Raw genomic sequence first — 17,664 nt, 5'->3', positions numbered from 1 at the left:
GCCGGATGCGGAGTCGGGCGGTTCGCGGTCGACTCTGCCCATGAGTACCGAACCGCCTCCGGGCTCCGGCCAGCAGCCGCCGGACGACGACCCGTTCAGGAAGCAGCCCCCTCCTGGCCAGGGATCGGGCTCACCGTACGACCAGTCCTACGGGAACCAGCCTCCGCAGCCCCCTCCGTACGGCGGCGGTGGTGGTGCCGGTGACCCTTACGGCGGCGGCTCCTACCCCACCGACCCCCTCGCCGGTATGCCCCCGCTCGCCGAGAGCGGCCGGCGCACGCTCGCCCGGATCATCGACCTGATCCTCGTCGGCATCGTCATCTGGCTGGTCACCTGGGCCTTCGGGGTGCATGAGTACGACGTCGGCTCCGACGGGGCGTCGTACGCCAAGTCGCTGGGCCAGTCGCTCATCGCGGCCGTGCTCTACATCGGCTACGACACCGTGATGATGGCCAAGTCGGGGCAGACGCTGGGCAAGAAGTGGCTGGGCCTGCGCGTCGCGAACCTCGACAACGGGTCGACGCCGTCCGTGCAGACCAACCTGATCCGCGCGGCGGTGCTGTGGATCCCGTTCGCGTTCTGCTGTGCCTGTATCTGGACGGCGATCTGCGGTGGTTGGAGCTTCTTCGACAAGCCGTACAAGCAGGGGTTGCACGACAAGGCCGCCAAGACCGTGGTGGTCAGCACGCGTTGAGGTGACCGGGGTCAACTCCCGGAGCGCACACACAGCGATCGGCGGGTCCGTGGTCAACGGGCCCGCCGATTCGCGTAGTTGAACTTGAACTTGAGGTCGAGATCGAGCTTGGCCTTGTGCTTGGTCTAGGGAGTGCTCCGCTCCCGGACCGGCTGTGCGGACGACACGGCGGCGGCGGACACGGTCTCCCGCCGTACCGACACCGGCACCCGGCGCTGCGGCGGAGCGGCCGCTACCGCGGTCTGGGGGGCGGCCTGGGCCGCTGCCTGGGCACGGGTCTTCGGCTGCGGCACCGTCAGGGAGACGAGCACCCCGAGGGCGAGCGCCGCGCATGCGATGACCGCGATCCCCAGACCGGAGTTCGTCTGTGACAGCAGCAGCATGGCGAGCGTCGAGAAGATCACGGTGAACGAACCGTAGGCGAGCTGTGCGGCGGTCGGACGAGGCATGGCAATCGAGTCCTCGTTAGGCGATGGAGGGGAGGCTGTGAAAGGGGGGTGCGACTACGATGTCGGCCTGGCTTTCCGCCGGTTCCGGGCGTTCCGCCAATCGACTCTATTCGCCTGCATGCCCGAGTGGAACGTGCAGTAAGCATGACCTAACACACAGCTCCGGAGCATGGGGGGCGCACGGAGTCATAGCGTCCACCAAGTGGACGGATGTACGCGCCTGTTGAGTGCTGGACGAGTCGGCCGTGCGTGTCCGTAAAGCGGACCCCGGCTTCGCATAGTGCACTTGTCCTGTCCAAGTCAAGGTCTGTCTTTTCCCGTAAACCTCTAGTCAAATAACGTCACTTGACTATCACGCGTTCACCGCGCGCGGACCTTCCATGACTCCAGGACCCCCCCTTCCGCGCGGTCGAGTGTGCGCAGGGGAGGACCTCAAGTGACCAGCAGACCCTGGACGTTCAGAGCGGCCGCGGTGGGCGTGGCCCTCGCGGCGGCAACCGCCACGTTCTCGACGTTCGCCGTGGCGGAGGCCAACACCTCGGCCAAGGCCACCACTGTCGACCGGCACGACCCGGCGCCGGTCGCGCAGAAGGAGCACGACCTCGACGGCCCGCTGAGCAAGACGCAGGACGCGCAGCGGCAGGAGGCCCTGAACGAGGTCATAGCCGGCAAGGCCTCGGTCAAGGACCGCAACGGCTCGAAGGTCGTCCAGCTCAAGAGCAAGGGCGGCAAGAGCAAGTACGTCGAACTGAGCCGGGAGAAGACCGACAAGATCTTCACGATCCTGGTCGAGTTCGGCGACCAGGTCGACACCCGCTACGGCGGCACCGTCGGCCCGCTGCACAACCAGATAGCCGCGCCCGACCGGGCGAAGGACAACTCCACGGCCTGGCAGGCGGATTACAACCAGGCGCACTTCCAGGACCTGTACTTCGGCACCGGCAAGAACACCGAGTCGCTCAAGAAGTACTACGAGAAGCAGTCCTCGGGCCGCTACTCGGTCGAGGGCGAGGTCACCGACTGGGTCAAGGTCCCCTACAACGAGGCCCGTTACGGCTCCAACAGCGCCTCCACCGGCGCCTGGTACGCGGTCCAGGACGGCGTCAACGCCTGGGTCGCCCAGCGCGAGGCCGCCGGTGACACGGCCGCCGAGATCAAGACGGAGCTGGCCCAGTTCGACCAGTGGGACCGCTACGACTACGACGGCGACGGCAACTTCAACGAGCCCGACGGCTACATCGACCACTTCCAGATCGTGCACGCCGGTGAGGACGAGTCGGCCGGCGGCGGCGCGCAGGGCGAGGACGCGATCTGGGCCCACCGCTGGTACGCCTTCGGCACCGACGCCGGTGCCACCGGTCCCGGCACCAACCTGCTCGGCGGCACCCAGGTCGGTGACACCGGCATCTGGGTCGGCGACTACACCATCCAGCCGGAGAACGGCGGACTCGGCGTCTACGCCCACGAGTACGGCCACGACCTCGGCCTGCCCGACGAGTACGACACCGCGGGCGGCGAGAACTCCACCGGCTTCTGGACGCTGATGTCGTCCGGCTCCTGGCTCGGCACCGGCAAGGAAGCCATCGGCGACCTGCCCGGCGACATGAACGCCTGGGACAAGCTCCAACTGGGCTGGCTGGACTACGACATCGCCAAGGCCGGCACCAAGTCCAAGCACACGCTGGGCGTCGCGGAGTACAACACCAAGAACCCGCAGGCGCTCGTGGTGCAGTTGCCGGAGAAGGAGGTCACCACCGAGGTGGTCACCCCGGCGCAGGGTGCCACGCAGTGGTGGAGCGGCAGCGGCAACAGCCTGAGCAACACCCTTTCCCGGACAGTGGACTTGACCGGCAAGTCGGCCGCCTCCCTCACGCTGGACGGCTACTACGACATCGAGGCCGACTACGACTACCTCTACACCGAGGTGTCCACGAACGGCGGCACCAGCTGGACCCCGATCGACGGCACGCTGGCCGACGGCTCCGCCATCCCGCGTGACGGCAGCGGCAACCCCGCGCTCACCGGCACGGCGGCGGCGTACCAGAAGCTGACGTACCCGCTGGACGCCTACGCGGGCCAGAAGGTCGACGTCCGCTTCCGCTACTCGACGGACAGCGGGGTGGCGCAGAAGGGCTTCGCGGCCGACGAGATCACGGTGACCGCCGACGGCGCGACCCTCTTCTCCGACAACGCCGAGTCCGCCGACGCCGCCTGGACGGCGAAGGGCTTCTCGCGCATCGGCTCGTCCTTCACGGACGACTACGCGCAGTACTACATCGCCGAGAACCGTCAATACGTGTCGTACGACAAGGTGTTGAAGGTCGGCCCGTACAACTTCGGCTTCTCGACGACCCGTCCGGACTGGGTGGAGCACTACGCCTACCAGAACGGCCTGTTGATCTGGAAGTGGGACACCTCGCAGGCGGACGACAACACCAGCGAGCACGCCGGTGAGGGTCTGATCCTGCCGATCGACTCCCACCCGACCCAGCTGAAGTGGTCCAACGGCACGCTGATGCGCAACCGCGTCCAGGCGTACGACTCGCCGTTCAGCCTGTACCGGACGGACTCGATGACGCTGCACAACGCGGACGTCGCGACCAAGGTGAAGTCGCAGCCCGGCGTCCCCGTCTTCGACGACGGCAAGTCGACCTACTACGACACGTCGAACCCGACGGCCGGTGTCAAGATCACTGACACCAACACCCGGATCAAGATCGTCAAGGAGCCTCGTGACGGCTCGACGGTGAGCGTCCAGGTCGGCCCTTCGGCGAAGTAGTCGGTAAAAGCGCAGGTCAGAAACGTATCGGCGGTGACCCCCTGGCGGGTCGCCGCCGATCCGTGTTTAGGTGCGTCCTGTGCTTGGCTTATTGACACCGACCTCGACTCGACCCGCCAGGGGGTGTGACCGCATTGTCCGCAGGAGGTTTCTGCAAGCTGCCCACCGGCAGCGTGGTGGTGGCGTTGAACCTGCCCAGACCCGCCGCCCAGGGTGACGGCTGCGTCCGCGTGCTCGTCCACGCCCGCAACCGGGCCCGGGCCCTGACCAGGCTCCGCAACCTCGGTATGCGGGCCGTCTACCTGCGCGGCAACGCGGCCCCACCGACCCCGGACGAGATCACGGCGGTCCTGCACCACCCCGACGGCCTGATATGGCGTACGGCACCGGCCCCTGACAACGCTGTCGTGATCCCGGGTCCGGAGCGGGCACAGGAGCTGTGGCATCCGATCAAGGCGCTCTTGCGGAGGCCTGCGGCCTCGGCGTAGCGCGCTCGTGTGTTGCCTGCGGCCCGGTGGGGGCTGGTCGCGCAGTTCCCCGCGCCCCTTCAGGGCGCGGCTGGCGCCGCGATAGCGCTTCGCTTGAGGGGCGGTGCGTTGTCTGCGGACCCGGTAGGGGCCGGTTCGGCGCGTAGCTGCCGCCCTGGGCGCCGTTAGCCGGTCCGCGGCGGCACGCCCCGAAGGGGCTGCCTCTGAGGGGCGCGGGGCTGTATCGATGTGCGGCTCCGCCGCGTGGGCGCGACCAGCCCCACCGGCCCGCGGACAAAAAGCGGCTAGACGACCGGCTTCCCGGTCAACTCCACGCCCGCCGCGCGCAGTTCCTCCAACGCCCGATCGGTCGTCTCCTTCGCAACCCCGGCTGTGAGGTCCAGCAACACCTGCGTACGAAACCCTTCCCGCACGGCATCCAACGCGGTCGCCTTCACACAGTGATCGGTAGCGATCCCGACCACATCCACCTCGTCGATCTCCCGAGCCCGCAACCAGTCCCCGAGCGAAACCCCGTTCTCATCCCGCCCCTCGAACCCGCTGTACGCCGCCGCATACGCCCCCTTGTCGAACACCGCGTCGATCGCCCCGGAGGCAACCGCAGGCGCGAAGTTCGGATGGAACCCGACCCCCTCCGTACCCGCGACACAGTGCGCGGGCCAGGAGCGCGCGTAGTCAGGGTTGTCGGCGAAGTGCCCACCGGGCGCGATGTGGTGATCGCGGGTGGCCACGACATGCCGGTACCCGGCAGGAGCCTGCCCGATCAGCTCGGTGACGGCGGCGGCCACATCCGCACCCCCGGCCACCGCGAGACTGCCCCCCTCGCAGAAGTCGTTCTGCACGTCAACGACGATCAAGGCGCGGCGCATGGTGGTGTCCTTCGACAGTGAGTGAGATTCGAGCCTAGAGACTCCGGCGGCACTACGGGAGGGCGCACCCCTGATTTTCGTACGGGTCTTAACCAGTGGGCCTCAACCAGCGGGTCTCGACCAGGGGTCTTCATCGGCGGTTCTTAACTACCCGACCGCAGATGCACGTACTCCGTCGGAATCACGGCCTCCCCGCGCGACAACTGCGTCGCCGACAACGGCAGGTTGCCCCGCGCCCCCGCATGCCGGTCCCGTACGACGTCCAGCGGTTCGCGCGCGACGACCTCACCGCCCTTGACCAGCTCCACCAGCAGCTGCCGGTCGGCCAGTTCGGCCGGTACCGGCCCGGTGCCGACGACCTCGGCCTCCGCGATCCCGTCGCCGTCCAGCCGCCGTGCCGCCCACTTGCGCCCGCCGATCGACGTCTTGCCGCCGCTGGACTTCTTCGCGACCGGCACCAGCGGCGCCTTCGGATCGGCGGACTCGGCACGGGCGACCAGCTTGTAGACCATCGAGCAGGTCGGATGCCCGGAACCGGTCACCAGCTGGGTGCCGACGCCGTACGCGTCCACCGGCGCCGCCGCCAGCGAGGCGATGGCGTACTCGTCCAGGTCGGAGGTCACCACGATCTTCGTGTTGACGGCGCCCAGCTCGTCCAACTGCTGCCGCACCCGGTGCGCGACGAGCAGCAGGTCGCCGGAGTCGATGCGGACGGCGCCGAGTTCGGGCCCGGCGACCTCAACTGCCGTACGGACGGCCTCGGTCACGTCGTACGTGTCGACGAGCAGCGTCGTGTTCCGGCCCAGCGAGTCCACCTGGGCCTGGAACGCGTCGCGTTCGTTGTCGTGCAGCAGGGTGAAGGCGTGCGCGGAGGTGCCGACGGTCGGGATGCCGTAGCGGAAACCGGCCGCGAGGTCGGAGGTGGTGGCGAAACCGCCGACGTAGGCCGCGCGGGAGGCGGCGACGGCGGCCAGCTCGTGGGTGCGGCGGGCGCCCATCTCGATCAGCGGGCGCTCACCCGCGGCGGAGGCCATGCGGGAGGCGGCGGCCGCGATCGCGGAGTCGTGGTTGAGGATGGAGAGGATCACCGTCTCCAGCAGCACGCACTCGGCGAACGAACCCTCGACCCGCATGATCGGCGAGCCCGGGAAGTACACCTCGCCCTCCGGGTAGCCCCAGACGTCACCGCTGAAGCGGTAGGCGGCGAGCCACTCCAGGGTCTCCTCGTTGACGACGTTCCGCTCGCGCAGGAAGCCGAGGACGTCCGCGTCGAACCGGAAGTTCTCCACCGCGTCCAGGACGCGCCCGGTGCCCGCGACGACGCCGTAGCGACGCCCCTCGGGTAGCCGACGGGTGAAGCACTCGAAGACCGAACGCCGGTCGGCCGTACCCGCTTTGAGGGCGGCCTGCAGCATCGTCAGCTCGTAGTGGTCGGTGAAGAGCGCCGTCGAGGGAACGTCCACCGGCAGCCCAAGGTCCGCTGTGTTCATGACGAGTGATGCTACTCCCATCTCGTCACTCTGACGATTTGTGGGGTCCATTTGTGCGGAGGCCCCCTTCTGGTGGCAGCATGGGCCGGGTGACGTCACCCGCACCCCTGGAGATCGAACGCACCGAGTCGGCGGAGGAGGTCTTCGCCGTACCCGAGCCCGATGTCCCCTGGGTCACGATCGTCCACAACGACCCGGTCAACCTCATGAGCTATGTCGCGTACGTCTTCCAGACGTACTTCGGCTACTCCAAGGACAAGGCCCACAAACTCATGCTCGACGTCCACCACAAGGGCCGCGCCGTCGTCTCCAGCGGAAGCCGCGAGGAGATGGAACGCGACGTGCAGGCGATGCACGGCTACGGTCTGTGGGCCACCCTCCAGCAGGACCGGAAGTAGCGACCCATCCCGATGCCAGGACACTTCGAACCCATTCGCGGCGGCGGCGCGGCCGTCGCGCTCGACGACGTCGAGATCTCCATCATCCGGTCGCTGGCCGTCCAGCTCCTGGAGCTGATCGGCCCGGGACCGGGCGAGGACGCCTCCGACGACCCGCTCGCCGAACTCTTCGCCGAGGGCCCGAGCGAGCCGCCCGCCGACCCGGTGCTCCGGCGCCTGTTCCCGGACGCGTACACCGACCCGGAGCAGGCCCCCGACTCCCCGCAGGACGCGGAGGAACGGATGGCGCACTCCGCCGAGTTCCGCCGCTTCACCGAGAACGACCTCCGCGCCGGCAAGCGCGAGAACGCCCTCGCGGTCGTCCGCACCCTCGACTCGCTCACCCCCGGCGGCGACGGCGGGGCGATCCTCAAGCTCACCGCCGAGGAGTCCCGGCAGTGGCTCGGCTCGCTCAACGACCTGCGCCTGGCGATCGGTTCACGCCTCGACATCACCGACGAGGACGACACCGACGACCTCTACCGCCTCCCGGACGAGGACCCGCGCAAGCCGATGGTGATGGCGTACCTCTGGCTGGGCGGCCTCCAGGAGACCCTGGTCAACACCCTGATGCGCTGACCGGAGCAACCGTTCCGTTCGCTCAGGGGACGCTCAAATCCGAATAACGATCACGTCACCGCGACGGCCAGGAATGCTGGCCGTCGCTCCTTTTTGTCCGCTTCTTCCTGTGGTGTACGCCACAAATCCCCCCGTCGCTCAAGATTGCGACCGTGATAAATCTTCACGACCGCCCGGCGGACGCCACCCATGTCCCGCCGGGTTCGCCACGCGGCCGACGGACCTCGGCCGGGCAGCTCCAAGTCCATGGGGGGATTCGGAGAAAGGCGCACCACACATGACCTCCGCTCAGGTCGACGAGACGGACAAGACCCCCGAGGAGGGGTACGAGCGCGGGCTCGGCAGCCGTCAGGTCCAGATGATCGCGATCGGCGGCGCCGTCGGCGTCGGACTGTTCCTGGGAGCCGGGGCGAACATCGCCAAGGCAGGACCCAGCCTCATCTTCATGTACGCCCTCGCGGGCGTGATCATCTTCTTCATCATGCGGGCGCTCGGCGAACTGCTCCTGTACCGCCCGGTGTCGGGCTCCTTCGCGGAGTACTCGCGCGAGTTCCTCGGCCCGTTCTTCGGCTACTTCACCGCCTGGACGTACTGGCTGATGTGGGTGGTCACCGGCATGGCCGAACTCACGGCCGCCGCCATCTACGTCAACTACTGGTTCCCCGCCGTCTCCCAGTGGGTGACCGCACTCGTCTTTCTGGTCATCCTCTTCGTGGCCAACCTGATCTCGGTGAAGCTCTTCGGTGAGATCGAGTTCTGGTTCTCGATGGTCAAGGTCACCGCCCTGATCGGCATGATCGTGATCGGCCTGGGAGTCCTCACCTTCGGCTTCAGCAGCGCCGGTGACACCGCCTCCGTCGCCAACCTCTGGCAGTTCGACGGCTTCTTCCCCAAGGGCATCGGCTCGTCCCTGATGACCCTCCAGGGCGTCATGTTCGCCTACCTCGCCGTCGAGCTGGTCGGCGTCACCGCGGGCGAGTCCGAGAACCCGGAGAAGACCCTCCCCAAGGCGATCAACACCCTCCCGTGGCGCATCGCCCTCTTCTACGTCGGCGCCCTCACCGTCATCCTCTGCGTCGTGAAGTGGACCGAATTCGCCCCGGGCGTCAGCCCGTTCGTCGAGGCGTTCGCGAAGATCGGCATCCCGGCAGGCGCCGGAATCGTCAACTTCGTAGTCCTCACGGCCGCCCTCTCCTCCTGCAACTCGGGCATGTACTCCACGGGCCGCATGCTCCGCACCCTCGCGGACAACGGCGAGGCCCCGAAGGTCTTCAGCAAGCTGTCCGCCTCCAAGACCCCGGCGACCGGCATCACGATCTCCGTCGCCTTCATGGGCATCGGCGTGGTCCTCAACTACGTCGTCCCGGAGAAGGCGTTCGGCTACGTCACCTCGGTCGCCACCGCCGCCGGCATCTGGACCTGGCTGATGATCCTGATCAGCCACGTCCTCTACCGCCGCGCGGTCGACGCGGGCCGCCTCCCGGCCTCGTCCTTCCCGGCCCCGGGCGGCGCGAGGTTCTCCTACGTGGCCATCGCGTTCCTGCTCTTCGTCACGGGCCTCATCGCCTACGACCCCGACTCCCGCGTCTGCCTCTACGTCATGGCGGGCTGGACCTTCGCCCTGGGCGCCGGCTGGTACGCCCTCAAGTCCCGCAACCCGCAGGTCACCGAGCGCCGCGACCCGGAGTTCGAGAAGGTCGGCTGACCCGCCCGATCCCGCCATATGGGCCGTCCCGTACCACCACTCGGTACGGGACGGCCCTTCTGCTTATCCTGACGACCATGCCGACCCTGACCATCACCCAGGCCCTCTTCGACCAGATCGTCGCCCACGCGCGCGCGGACCACCCCGACGAGGCGTGCGGAGTCGTCGCGGGCCCGGTGGGCGAGGGCCGCCCCGAGCGCTTCGTCCCGATGCTGAACGCGGCCCGCTCACCCACGTTCTACGAGTTCGACTCGCAGGACCTGCTGAAGCTCTATCGCGAGATGGACGACCGCGACGAGGAGCCGGTGATCATCTACCACTCCCACACCGCGACCGAGGCCTACCCCTCCCGCACCGACATCTCCTACGCCAACGAACCCGGCGCCCACTACGTCCTCGTCTCCACCGCCGACTCCGACGAGGCGGGACCCTTCCAGTTCCGCTCGTACCAGATCCTGGAAGGCGAGGTCACGGAGGAGGAGGTCAAGGTGGTGGAGGCGTACTGATCCGGGCCCCGATCTCGTACTCCGGATGAAAACGGTCCGAAGTGTGAGATCCCCTACCGAGGACCGGACCGGGAATCGATACGATGAGCCCATGGTTCTTCTCGACGTGAGCGACAAGGCGCCGGGCACACTGCTCGTGGCGCGGCTGCACGTCGACCTGTGCCGGCTCAGCAGCGCCATCTGTTGACCCTCGCGCAGTCGCCGTAGGCCGTGCGCCCCGGTGCGCCCACGATCGTGCCGCGCGCCCACCGAGACCAGACCCCTCCCGCTTCCGACAGGAGCCCCTTGCCATGGCCATCGAGGTCCGCATCCCCACCATCCTCCGCACCTACACCGACGGCCAGAAGGCCGTCGAGGGTGCCGGTGAGAACCTCACCGCGCTCTTCGCCGACCTCGAGACCCGGCACGCGGGCATCCAGGCCCGCATCGTGGACGGCGGCGAACTGCGCCGCTTCGTCAACGTGTACCTGAACGACGAGGACGTCCGCTTCCTCGACGGCATCAACACCAAGCTGACCGACGGCGACAACGTCACGATCCTGCCGGCCGTGGCCGGCGGTATGGCCTGATCGTCGATGCGTTACGACTCTCCGCTGGCCGCGGTGGGCAACACCCCTCTGGTGCGCCTGCCGCGGCTGTCGCCGTCCACCGACGTCCGCATCTGGGCCAAGCTGGAGGACCGCAACCCGACCGGCTCGGTCAAGGACCGCCCGGCCCTGCACATGATCGAACAGGCGGAGAAGAGCGGCCGCCTGACCCCCGGCTGCACGATCCTGGAGCCCACCTCCGGCAACACCGGCATTTCATTGGCCATGGCCGCGAAGCTCAAGGGCTACCGCATGGTCTGCGTGATGCCCGAGAACACCTCGCAGGAACGCCGCGACCTGCTCAACATGTGGGGCGCGGAGATCATCCCCAGCCCCGCGGCGGGCGGCTCCAACACCGCAGTCCGCGTGGCGAAGGAACTCGCCGCCGAACACCCGGACTGGGTGATGCTCTACCAGTACGGCAACCCGGACAACGCGGGCGCCCACTACGCGACAACGGGCCCGGAGATCCTCACCGACCTCCCGTCGATCACCCACTTCGTAGCGGGCCTCGGCACCACGGGCACGCTCATGGGCGTAGGCCGCTACCTCCGCGAACACAAGCCGGACGTGAAGATCGTCGCCGCCGAGCCGCGCTACGACGACCTCGTCTACGGCCTCCGCAACCTCGACGAGGGCTTCGTCCCCGAGCTCTACGACGCCTCCGTACTGACAACCCGCTTCTCGGTCGGCTCGGCCGACGCGGTCACCCGAACCCGCGAACTCCTCCAACAGGAGGGCATCTTCGCCGGCGTCTCCACAGGCGCGGCCCTCCACGCAGCAATCGGCGTGGGCAAGAAGGCCGTAGCGGCGGGGGAGACCGCGGACATCGCGTTCGTGGTGGCGGACGGCGGCTGGAAGTACTTGTCGACGGGCGTCTACACGGCGGCGACGACAGAGGAAGCGATCAAAACGCTTCAGGGCCAACTCTGGGCATGATGAAAAGGGGCTGAGGGCAGCTAGGTCAGGGGCGCGGGGCTGTATCGATTTGCGGCTCCGCCGCGTGGGCGCGACCAGCCACAACGGACCCGCACCCGAAAACGCACCCTCAACCGGTGAGGTGACGGACCTGATCCCAAAGGACCGGGTCCACCACCCCAACCCGCCGCCGAAACTCAGACACCGACACCTTCCTCAACTCGTCGGTCTCCAAATAGCTGGCCCGCCCCCGCGCATCCCCAACAGCCCCCGGCGGCAAGGGAATTACCCCACCCCGCCCATCGTGATACTTGCTGGTGATCTTCGCGACGGTAACTTTCCGCCCGCGCACGGCAAGCACCAGACAAGGCCGATCCTTGACAACCCCGGGCTGATCCTCGTAGGGCACGTTCGCCCACCAGATCTCAGCGGGCCGAGGCCGATCCCCCCGCACCCGTCGGGACGACCCCCGCCCCCACCCGTCGACGAGCGTGGCGACCAGCGCCAGCAACACCACAGCCGCGAGCCCGAGCCACCAGTACGTGTTCATGCGAACGACCGTACCGGCGCGCAATCCAAGCCGCGCGCCCTCTTACATACCCCACGCGCCCCGGTTCCAGCCGAACCGGTGACAGCACAGGTGAGTTCCCCCACAACAGCCCTTGGCGGAGGAGCGACCGGCCCTTTTGCGCCTTACGCTCGACGGACCGCACGACCCCCGTCACCCAACTCCAGAAGTTCCCGCCAGCGGAGGTTTCTGCTTTATGAAGCTCACCGTCGTCGGCTGCTCGGGGTCGTTCCCGTCCGCGGAATCGGCCTGTTCGAGCTACCTCGTAGAGGCCGACGGCTTCCGGCTGCTCCTCGACATGGGCAACGGCGCCCTTGGCGAGCTGCAGCGCCACTGCGGTCTCTACGACCTCGACGCGATCTTCCTCAGCCATCTGCACGCCGACCACTGCATCGACATGTGCGCGTACTTCGTCGCGCGCTACTACCGCCACGACGGCGGCCGCTGCGACCCCATCCCGGTCTACGGCCCCGAGGGCACCGAGCACCGTCTGACCACGGCCTACGCCGACACCCCCACCGCCTCCTCCATGAGCGAGGTCTTCGACTTCCACACGGTGAAGCCGTCCACGTTCGACATCGGCCCCTTCACCGTGCACACCGAGCGGGTCCGCCACCCCGTCGAGGCGTACGGCATCCGCGTCGAGCACGGCGGCCGGTCCCTGACGTACTCCGGCGACACGGGCATCAGCGAGTCCCTCGACGAACTCGCCCGGGACACCGACCTGTTCCTGTGCGAGGCCGCGTTCACGCACGGCAAGGAGAACATCCCGGACCTCCACCTCAACGGCCGCGAGGCCGGCGAGACGGCGACCAGGGCGGGGGTCAGGCGACTGGTGCTGACCCACATCCCCCCGTGGACCGACCCCCAGGCCAACCTGGCCGACGCGCGCGAGGTCTACGCCGGCCCGGTGGAACTGGCGGCGCCGAGAGCGTCGTACGAGATCTAGTTCTCCGTACGCGAAGGCCCCGGCACCAACTCGGTGCCGGGGCCTTCGTCATGGCCGTACGGGGGTCACGCCTTGGTGAGGTCTTCCAGCTCCTCCTCGGGCTCGCGGCCCGGGGTGGGGAGGTTCCACTTGATGATCGCGAAGCGGAAGACGAAGTAGTAGATCGCGCCGAAGACCAGACCGATCGGGATGATCAGCCAGGGCTTGGTGGCCAGGTTCCAGTTCAGCGCGTAGTCGATGAAGCCCGCGGAGAAGGTGAAGCCCGCGTGGACGCCGAGCGCCCAGGTGACCGCCATGGACAGGGCGGTCAGCACCGCGTGGATCGCGTAGAGCACCGGGGCGATGAACATGAACGAGAACTCGATCGGCTCGGTCACACCGGTCACGAAGGAGGTCAGCGCGAGCGAGATCATCATGCCCAGCACGGCCTTGCGGCGCTCGGGGCGGGCGGTGTGCGCCATGGCGAGCGCGGCGGCCGGCAGGCCGAACATCATGATGGGGAAGAAGCCCGACATGAACATTCCGGCGCTCGGGTCACCGGCGAAGAAGCGGGTGAGGTCACCGTGGACGACGGCGCCGGTGGAGTCCTTGTAGTCGCCGATCTGGAACCAGGCCACCGAGTTGACGAACTGGTGCATGCCGACCGGGATCAGACCGCGGTTGATCAGACCGAACAGACCGGCACCGAAGGCACCGAGACCGGTGATCCACTCACCGAAGTTCGAGATGCCCTCGCCGATCGGCTTCCAGATCAGGCCGAAGAAGACGCCCATGATCGTGCCGACGAACGCCATGACGATCGGCACGAGACGGCGGCCGTTGAAGAAGCCGAGCCAGTCGACCAGCTTGGTCCGGTGGAACTTCTGCCACAGCACCGCGGAGAGCAGACCCATGATGATGCCGCCGAGGACACCGGGGTTGTTGTAAGTCGCGGGTACGTCCGCGCCCTTGAGGATCTGCGCGTCGGTGACGGGGAAGGCCTTGAGCACATTGCTGTAGACGAGGAAGCCGACGAGCGCCGCGAGCGCGGTGGAGCCGTCGGACTTCTTGGCGAAGCCGATCGCGACACCTATGCAGAACAGCAGCGGCAGGTTGTCGAATATCGCGCCACCGGCGGTGGCGAAGACCGCCGTCACCTTGTCCGGCAGATGCAGCTTGTCGTGGATGTCGGCCTGACCGAACCGGAGCAGGATGCCCGCCGCCGGAAGCACAGCGATCGGCAGCTGTAGGCTGCGACCGATCTTCTGCAGGCCCTGGAACAGGCCGGATCCCCACTTCTTCGCGGGGGCCGCCGTTGGCGCGGTGGCGGTGGACATAGACTTCCTCCATCGGGTGGTGGTCTACACCACTCAGTGGTGTAGACCTGTTGTAGCAGATGAAGTCCGCATAAAGGAACCCGCTGAATCTGCGACCGGATCGCTACGCGACGTACACGACGGCATACATGGAGAAGGGCCCCCGGACCGATGGTCCGGGGGCCCAACTCGCTTGCCCTGCCTGCCTGTTCCGTCAGGCTTTGGTGACGTCCTCGCGCTCGTCCTCCGGCTCCCGCCCCGGCGTCTTCAGGTCGAACTTCGTGATCGCGAACCGGAAGACGACGTAGTACACCGCCGCGAAGCACAGCCCGATCGGAATGATCGCCCACGGTTTCGTCGCCAGGTTCCAGTTGATCGCGTAGTCGATCAGACCGGCGGAGAAGCTGAAACCGTCATGCACCCCGAGTCCCCAGGTCACCGCCATCGACACCCCGGTCAGCACCGCGTGGACCGCGTAGAGGACCGGCGCGATGAACAGGAACGAGTACTCGATGGGCTCGGTGATGCCGGTGACGAAGGAGGTCAGCGCGACCGAGAGCATCAGGCCGCCGACCTCCTTGCGGCGGCTCGGCTTCGCGCAGTGTGCGATCGCGAGCGCCGCCGCCGGCAGCGCGAACATCATGATCGGGAAGAAGCCCGAGGTGAACTGCCCCGCGTGCGGGTCGCCCGCCAGGAACATGTTGATGTCACCGTGCACCACCGTCCCGTCCGGCTTGGTGTAGCTGCCGAACTGGAACCAGATGGGCACGTTCAGGAACTGATGCAGCCCTACGACCAGCAGCGCCCGGTTGGCGAGACCGAACACCCCGGCGCCCAGCGCACCCCGCGCGCTCAGCCAGTCGCTGAAGTGCTCGAGGCCGGTACCGATCGGCGGCCAGACCCACAGCGCCACCGCCGCGACCGCGATCGCCACGAACGACATGATGATCGGGACGAGACGGCGGCCGTTGAAGAAGCCGAGCCAGTCCACCAGCTTCGTACGGTGGTAGCGCGCCCAGAAGAACGCGGTCAGCAGCCCCAGCACGATCCCGCCGAACACCCCGGGATTCTGGTACGTGAACACCGAGACCGAGTGATCGGCGGCCTGGCACCCGATGCCGGGCACCACGTTCGTGCCGCCCGTGCAGTCCTTCGGGAACTGGCGCAGCACGTTGTAGTAGACGAGGAAGCCGACGACTCCGGCCAGCGCCGTCGACCCGTCCGACTTCTTCGCCATCCCGATCGCGACGCCCACACAGAACAGCAGCGGCAGTCCGAGCTGCCCGTCGAGCAGCGCCCCGCCCGCACCCGCCATCACCTTCGAGACATTGGTCCACCCCAGCCCGTCGTCCCCGAACACGTCCGGCTGCCCGAGCCGGTTGAGGATGCCGGCCGCCGGCAGTACGGCGATGGGGAGTTGGAGACTGCGGCCCATCTTCTGCAGCCCTTGGAACAGGCTGCCCCATAGGGTCCGCCCAGGACGGGCGGCGGCACTGTCGGCACTCATGGACGCCCCTCGGTAATGTGGTGTAGACCAGTTGGCGATGTGATCGTCACCATCATTCGGCACGCACGACATGACCGCTCGCGAAGCTGGGCCAACTGTGGGTTACTGCGACAAAGCGGTTCGGATCAGGGAGAGAACAACATGGCCACCAAGGCTGAGAAGATCGTTGCCGGACTGGGCGGCATCGACAACATCGAAGAGGTCGAGGGCTGCATCACCCGCCTCCGCACCGAGGTGAAGGACCCGGCCCTCGTCGACGAGGCCGCGCTGAAGGCTGCCGGCGCCCACGGCGTCGTCAAGATGGGCACAGCGATCCAGGTCGTCATCGGCACCGACGCGGACCCGATCGCGGCGGACATCGAAGACCTGATGTGAAGCGCGGGGATCATCCCCGGCTTCGCGTACTAGGTGTACTGGTACCAGGTGTACTGAGGGGCTCTTCCCGATGCGGGAGGAGCCCCTTCCCCATGTGTGGGCCGGACCTACCACTAGGCTCTTCGCCATGTCTCGCATCGACGGCCGAACCCCCGAACAGCTCCGCCCCGTCACCATCGAACGCGGCTGGAGCAAGCACGCCGAGGGCTCCGTCCTCGTCTCCTTCGGCGACACGAAGGTCTTCTGCACCGCCTCCGTCACCGAAGGCGTCCCCCGCTGGCGCAAGGGCAGCGGCGAGGGCTGGGTCACCGCGGAGTACTCCATGCTGCCCCGCGCCACCAACACCCGCGGCGACCGCGAGTCCGTCCGCGGCAAGATCGGCGGCCGCACCCACGAGATCAGCCGCCTCATCGGCCGCTCGCTGCGCGCGGTCATCGACTACAAGGCCCTCGGCGAGAACACCATCGTCCTCGACTGCGATGTGCTGCAGGCCGACGGCGGCACCCGTACGGCGGCCATCACCGGCGCGTACGTCGCGCTGGCGGACGCGGTGACCTGGGCCCAGGGCAAGAAGCTGATCAAGGCCGGCCGCCAGCCGCTCACCGGCACGGTCAGCGCCGTATCGGTCGGCATCGTAGGGGGAGTCCCCCTCCTCGACCTCTGCTACGAGGAGGACGTCCGCGCCGAGACCGACATGAACGTCGTCTGCACCGGCGACGGCCGCTTCGTCGAGGTCCAGGGCACCGCCGAGGCCGAGCCCTTCGCGCGCGACGAACTCAACGCCCTTCTCGACCTGGCGGTCGCCGGCTGCGACGAGCTGACCGCCGTACAGCGAAAGGCACTTGAGGCCGCGCTGGAGAAGTAAGAGGCTGGGGCGGTCAGGTAAAGGGCGCACCAAGGTCGTACCAAGAGAGGCGGGCCGCGGGGGCAACCCGGCGGCCCGCCCCCGCGTCCCTACGCATACGGAACGGAAACGGGGAGTGGCCGCCGAGGCCCGCCCCACGGGGAGGAAACCGAACCATGGCCGCCGCAAGCCGACGAAGCCGCAGCAGTCGCCGCCGTATCGCCATAGCCGCCACCGTCGCGGCGATCGGCCTGACCGCCGGCCTCGCCACCGGCTGCGACGCCGTCGACAAGGCCATCGACTGCGTCCAGACCGCCGACACCATCGCCGACAGCGTCACCGGCCTCCAACAGGCCGTGGAGAACGCGGCGAACGACCCCACCCAGACCGACCAGTCCCTCAACTCCATCGAGAAGGACCTCGACAAGATCGGCGACAAGACCGACAACGCGGACGTCAACAAGGCGGTGGACGACCTGAGTACGGCCGTCGACAACGTCCGTACGGCGGTCAAGAACGGCGACGACACCCCCGACATCAGCCCGGTGACGGACGCGGCGGGCGAGTTGACGAAGGTCTGCACGTCGTAGCCGTCTCATAGGCGTGTGGCGGAGGTTGGGATACT

General features: G+C 67.8%; 20 protein-coding genes. 14 read left to right on the top strand and 6 right to left on the bottom strand.

Going from position 1 to position 17,664, the window contains the following annotated elements; genetic code table 11:
• Positions 1-40 precede the first annotated feature (40 nt).
• Positions 41-694 (top strand): RDD family protein, encoded by a 654-nt coding sequence (locus OG588_RS18740; RefSeq protein WP_405948297.1) that lies wholly within the window; start codon positions 41-43, stop codon positions 692-694.
• A 125-nt stretch (positions 695-819) separates the two neighbouring features.
• Here the strand turns inward: OG588_RS18740 and OG588_RS18735 are convergent, their stop codons facing one another.
• Positions 820-1,143: a hypothetical protein gene (locus tag OG588_RS18735; protein ID WP_019056735.1), complete on the bottom strand. Its 324-nt coding sequence runs from the start codon at positions 1,141-1,143 to the stop codon at positions 820-822.
• Between the two features lie 436 nt (positions 1,144-1,579).
• On the opposite strand from OG588_RS18735, the gene OG588_RS18730 reads away from it, so the two are divergent.
• Together OG588_RS18730 and OG588_RS18725 are read left to right on the top strand one after the other, a co-directional pair.
• Positions 1,580-3,922: an immune inhibitor A domain-containing protein gene (locus OG588_RS18730; RefSeq protein ID WP_405948296.1), complete on the top strand. Its 2,343-nt coding sequence runs from the start codon at positions 1,580-1,582 to the stop codon at positions 3,920-3,922.
• Positions 3,923-4,056: 134 nt separating this feature from the next.
• The gene (locus OG588_RS18725) at positions 4,057-4,410 is read left to right on the top strand and encodes a hypothetical protein (protein WP_405948295.1); all 354 of its coding nucleotides are present in this window, start codon (positions 4,057-4,059) and stop codon (positions 4,408-4,410) included.
• A gap of 284 nt (positions 4,411-4,694) precedes the next feature.
• Here OG588_RS18725 and OG588_RS18720 read toward each other — a convergent pair whose 3' ends face one another.
• Entirely contained in the window at positions 4,695-5,279 is a 585-nt protein-coding gene (locus OG588_RS18720; protein ID WP_399005175.1) for an isochorismatase family protein, read from the bottom strand.
• Positions 5,280-5,422: 143 nt separating this feature from the next.
• Complete coding sequence (locus OG588_RS18715; RefSeq protein WP_405948294.1) at positions 5,423-6,769, bottom strand: nicotinate phosphoribosyltransferase; 1,347 nt, start codon at positions 6,767-6,769, stop codon at positions 5,423-5,425.
• 80 nt (positions 6,770-6,849) lie between these two features.
• Here OG588_RS18715 and clpS point away from each other — a divergent pair, with 80 nt between their 5' ends.
• From clpS to OG588_RS18680, 7 genes are all read left to right on the top strand, one after another.
• Positions 6,850-7,167, top strand: coding sequence for an ATP-dependent Clp protease adapter ClpS (clpS, locus tag OG588_RS18710; RefSeq protein WP_019056726.1), 318 nt, complete (start codon positions 6,850-6,852; stop codon positions 7,165-7,167).
• A 12-nt stretch (positions 7,168-7,179) separates the two neighbouring features.
• Complete coding sequence (locus OG588_RS18705) at positions 7,180-7,785, top strand: DUF2017 domain-containing protein (RefSeq protein WP_019056725.1); 606 nt, start codon at positions 7,180-7,182, stop codon at positions 7,783-7,785.
• 277 nt (positions 7,786-8,062) lie between these two features.
• Positions 8,063-9,490, top strand: coding sequence for an amino acid permease (locus OG588_RS18700; RefSeq protein ID WP_405948293.1), 1,428 nt, complete (start codon positions 8,063-8,065; stop codon positions 9,488-9,490).
• Positions 9,491-9,567: 77 nt separating this feature from the next.
• Positions 9,568-9,996: a Mov34/MPN/PAD-1 family protein gene (locus OG588_RS18695; RefSeq protein ID WP_019056723.1), complete on the top strand. Its 429-nt coding sequence runs from the start codon at positions 9,568-9,570 to the stop codon at positions 9,994-9,996.
• A gap of 91 nt (positions 9,997-10,087) precedes the next feature.
• Positions 10,088-10,183 (top strand): putative leader peptide, encoded by a 96-nt coding sequence (locus OG588_RS18690; RefSeq protein WP_019056721.1) that lies wholly within the window; start codon positions 10,088-10,090, stop codon positions 10,181-10,183.
• A gap of 103 nt (positions 10,184-10,286) precedes the next feature.
• Positions 10,287-10,565 carry a MoaD/ThiS family protein gene (locus OG588_RS18685; protein WP_405948292.1) on the top strand — a complete coding sequence of 93 codons (279 nt, stop codon included), beginning with the start codon at positions 10,287-10,289 and terminating at the stop codon, positions 10,563-10,565.
• 6 nt (positions 10,566-10,571) lie between these two features.
• A complete protein-coding gene (locus OG588_RS18680) occupies positions 10,572-11,522 on the top strand; it encodes a PLP-dependent cysteine synthase family protein (RefSeq protein ID WP_405948291.1) in 951 nt (316 codons plus the stop codon).
• A gap of 109 nt (positions 11,523-11,631) precedes the next feature.
• On the opposite strand, the gene OG588_RS18675 is transcribed toward OG588_RS18680, so the two are convergent.
• Positions 11,632-12,051 carry a type II toxin-antitoxin system PemK/MazF family toxin gene (locus OG588_RS18675; RefSeq protein WP_019056718.1) on the bottom strand — a complete coding sequence of 140 codons (420 nt, stop codon included), beginning with the start codon at positions 12,049-12,051 and terminating at the stop codon, positions 11,632-11,634.
• A 214-nt stretch (positions 12,052-12,265) separates the two neighbouring features.
• On the opposite strand from OG588_RS18675, the gene OG588_RS18670 reads away from it, so the two are divergent.
• Positions 12,266-13,018 (top strand): MBL fold metallo-hydrolase, encoded by a 753-nt coding sequence (locus OG588_RS18670; protein ID WP_405948290.1) that lies wholly within the window; start codon positions 12,266-12,268, stop codon positions 13,016-13,018.
• 65 nt (positions 13,019-13,083) lie between these two features.
• Here the strand turns inward: OG588_RS18670 and OG588_RS18665 are convergent, their stop codons facing one another.
• Positions 13,084-14,334 (bottom strand): PTS transporter subunit EIIC, encoded by a 1,251-nt coding sequence (locus tag OG588_RS18665; protein WP_019056713.1) that lies wholly within the window; start codon positions 14,332-14,334, stop codon positions 13,084-13,086.
• Positions 14,335-14,527: 193 nt separating this feature from the next.
• Positions 14,528-15,820, bottom strand: a complete 1,293-nt coding sequence (locus OG588_RS18660; protein WP_405948289.1) for a PTS transporter subunit EIIC — start codon at positions 15,818-15,820, stop codon at positions 14,528-14,530.
• Positions 15,821-15,835: 15 nt separating this feature from the next.
• Between OG588_RS18660 and OG588_RS18655 the strand changes: the two genes are divergently transcribed.
• From OG588_RS18655 to OG588_RS18645, 3 genes are all read left to right on the top strand, one after another.
• A complete protein-coding gene (locus OG588_RS18655; RefSeq protein ID WP_281169871.1) occupies positions 15,836-16,195 on the top strand; it encodes a PTS glucose/sucrose transporter subunit IIB in 360 nt (119 codons plus the stop codon).
• Between the two features lie 127 nt (positions 16,196-16,322).
• A complete protein-coding gene (rph, locus tag OG588_RS18650) occupies positions 16,323-17,060 on the top strand; it encodes a ribonuclease PH (RefSeq protein WP_019056710.1) in 738 nt (245 codons plus the stop codon).
• Positions 17,061-17,215: 155 nt separating this feature from the next.
• On the top strand, positions 17,216-17,629 hold the full coding sequence (locus OG588_RS18645; RefSeq protein WP_317774915.1) for a hypothetical protein: 414 nt from the start codon (positions 17,216-17,218) through the stop codon (positions 17,627-17,629).
• Positions 17,630-17,664: the final 35 nt, after the last annotated feature.

This window comes from Streptomyces prunicolor (assembly GCF_045162825.1).
Lineage (GTDB): Bacteria > Actinomycetota > Actinomycetes > Streptomycetales > Streptomycetaceae > Streptomyces > Streptomyces prunicolor.
This window is presented reverse-complemented; position numbering and strand designations above follow the sequence as displayed.

Bases quoted from the DNA above. Each gene is read 5' to 3' on its own strand.
- OG588_RS18690 (WP_019056721.1), top strand. From the start codon at position 10,088: ATGGTTCTTCTCGACGTGAGCGACAAGGCGCCGGGCACACTGCTCGTG.
- OG588_RS18700 (WP_405948293.1), top strand. From the start codon at position 8,063: ATGACCTCCGCTCAGGTCGACGAGACGGACAAGACCCCCGAGGAGGGG.
- rph (WP_019056710.1), top strand. From the start codon at position 16,323: ATGTCTCGCATCGACGGCCGAACCCCCGAACAGCTCCGCCCCGTCACC.
- OG588_RS18715 (WP_405948294.1), bottom strand. From the start codon at position 6,769: ATGAACACAGCGGACCTTGGGCTGCCGGTGGACGTTCCCTCGACGGCG.
- OG588_RS18685 (WP_405948292.1), top strand. From the start codon at position 10,287: ATGGCCATCGAGGTCCGCATCCCCACCATCCTCCGCACCTACACCGAC.
- OG588_RS18720 (WP_399005175.1), bottom strand. From the start codon at position 5,279: ATGCGCCGCGCCTTGATCGTCGTTGACGTGCAGAACGACTTCTGCGAG.
- OG588_RS18645 (WP_317774915.1), top strand. From the start codon at position 17,216: ATGGCCGCCGCAAGCCGACGAAGCCGCAGCAGTCGCCGCCGTATCGCC.
- OG588_RS18665 (WP_019056713.1), bottom strand. From the start codon at position 14,334: ATGTCCACCGCCACCGCGCCAACGGCGGCCCCCGCGAAGAAGTGGGGA.
- OG588_RS18655 (WP_281169871.1), top strand. From the start codon at position 15,836: ATGTGGTGTAGACCAGTTGGCGATGTGATCGTCACCATCATTCGGCAC.
- OG588_RS18670 (WP_405948290.1), top strand. From the start codon at position 12,266: ATGAAGCTCACCGTCGTCGGCTGCTCGGGGTCGTTCCCGTCCGCGGAA.
- OG588_RS18660 (WP_405948289.1), bottom strand. From the start codon at position 15,820: ATGAGTGCCGACAGTGCCGCCGCCCGTCCTGGGCGGACCCTATGGGGC.
- OG588_RS18705 (WP_019056725.1), top strand. From the start codon at position 7,180: ATGCCAGGACACTTCGAACCCATTCGCGGCGGCGGCGCGGCCGTCGCG.
- clpS (WP_019056726.1), top strand. From the start codon at position 6,850: ATGGGCCGGGTGACGTCACCCGCACCCCTGGAGATCGAACGCACCGAG.
- OG588_RS18735 (WP_019056735.1), bottom strand. From the start codon at position 1,143: ATGCCTCGTCCGACCGCCGCACAGCTCGCCTACGGTTCGTTCACCGTG.
- OG588_RS18695 (WP_019056723.1), top strand. From the start codon at position 9,568: ATGCCGACCCTGACCATCACCCAGGCCCTCTTCGACCAGATCGTCGCC.
- OG588_RS18675 (WP_019056718.1), bottom strand. From the start codon at position 12,051: ATGAACACGTACTGGTGGCTCGGGCTCGCGGCTGTGGTGTTGCTGGCG.
- OG588_RS18680 (WP_405948291.1), top strand. From the start codon at position 10,572: ATGCGTTACGACTCTCCGCTGGCCGCGGTGGGCAACACCCCTCTGGTG.
- OG588_RS18740 (WP_405948297.1), top strand. From the start codon at position 41: ATGAGTACCGAACCGCCTCCGGGCTCCGGCCAGCAGCCGCCGGACGAC.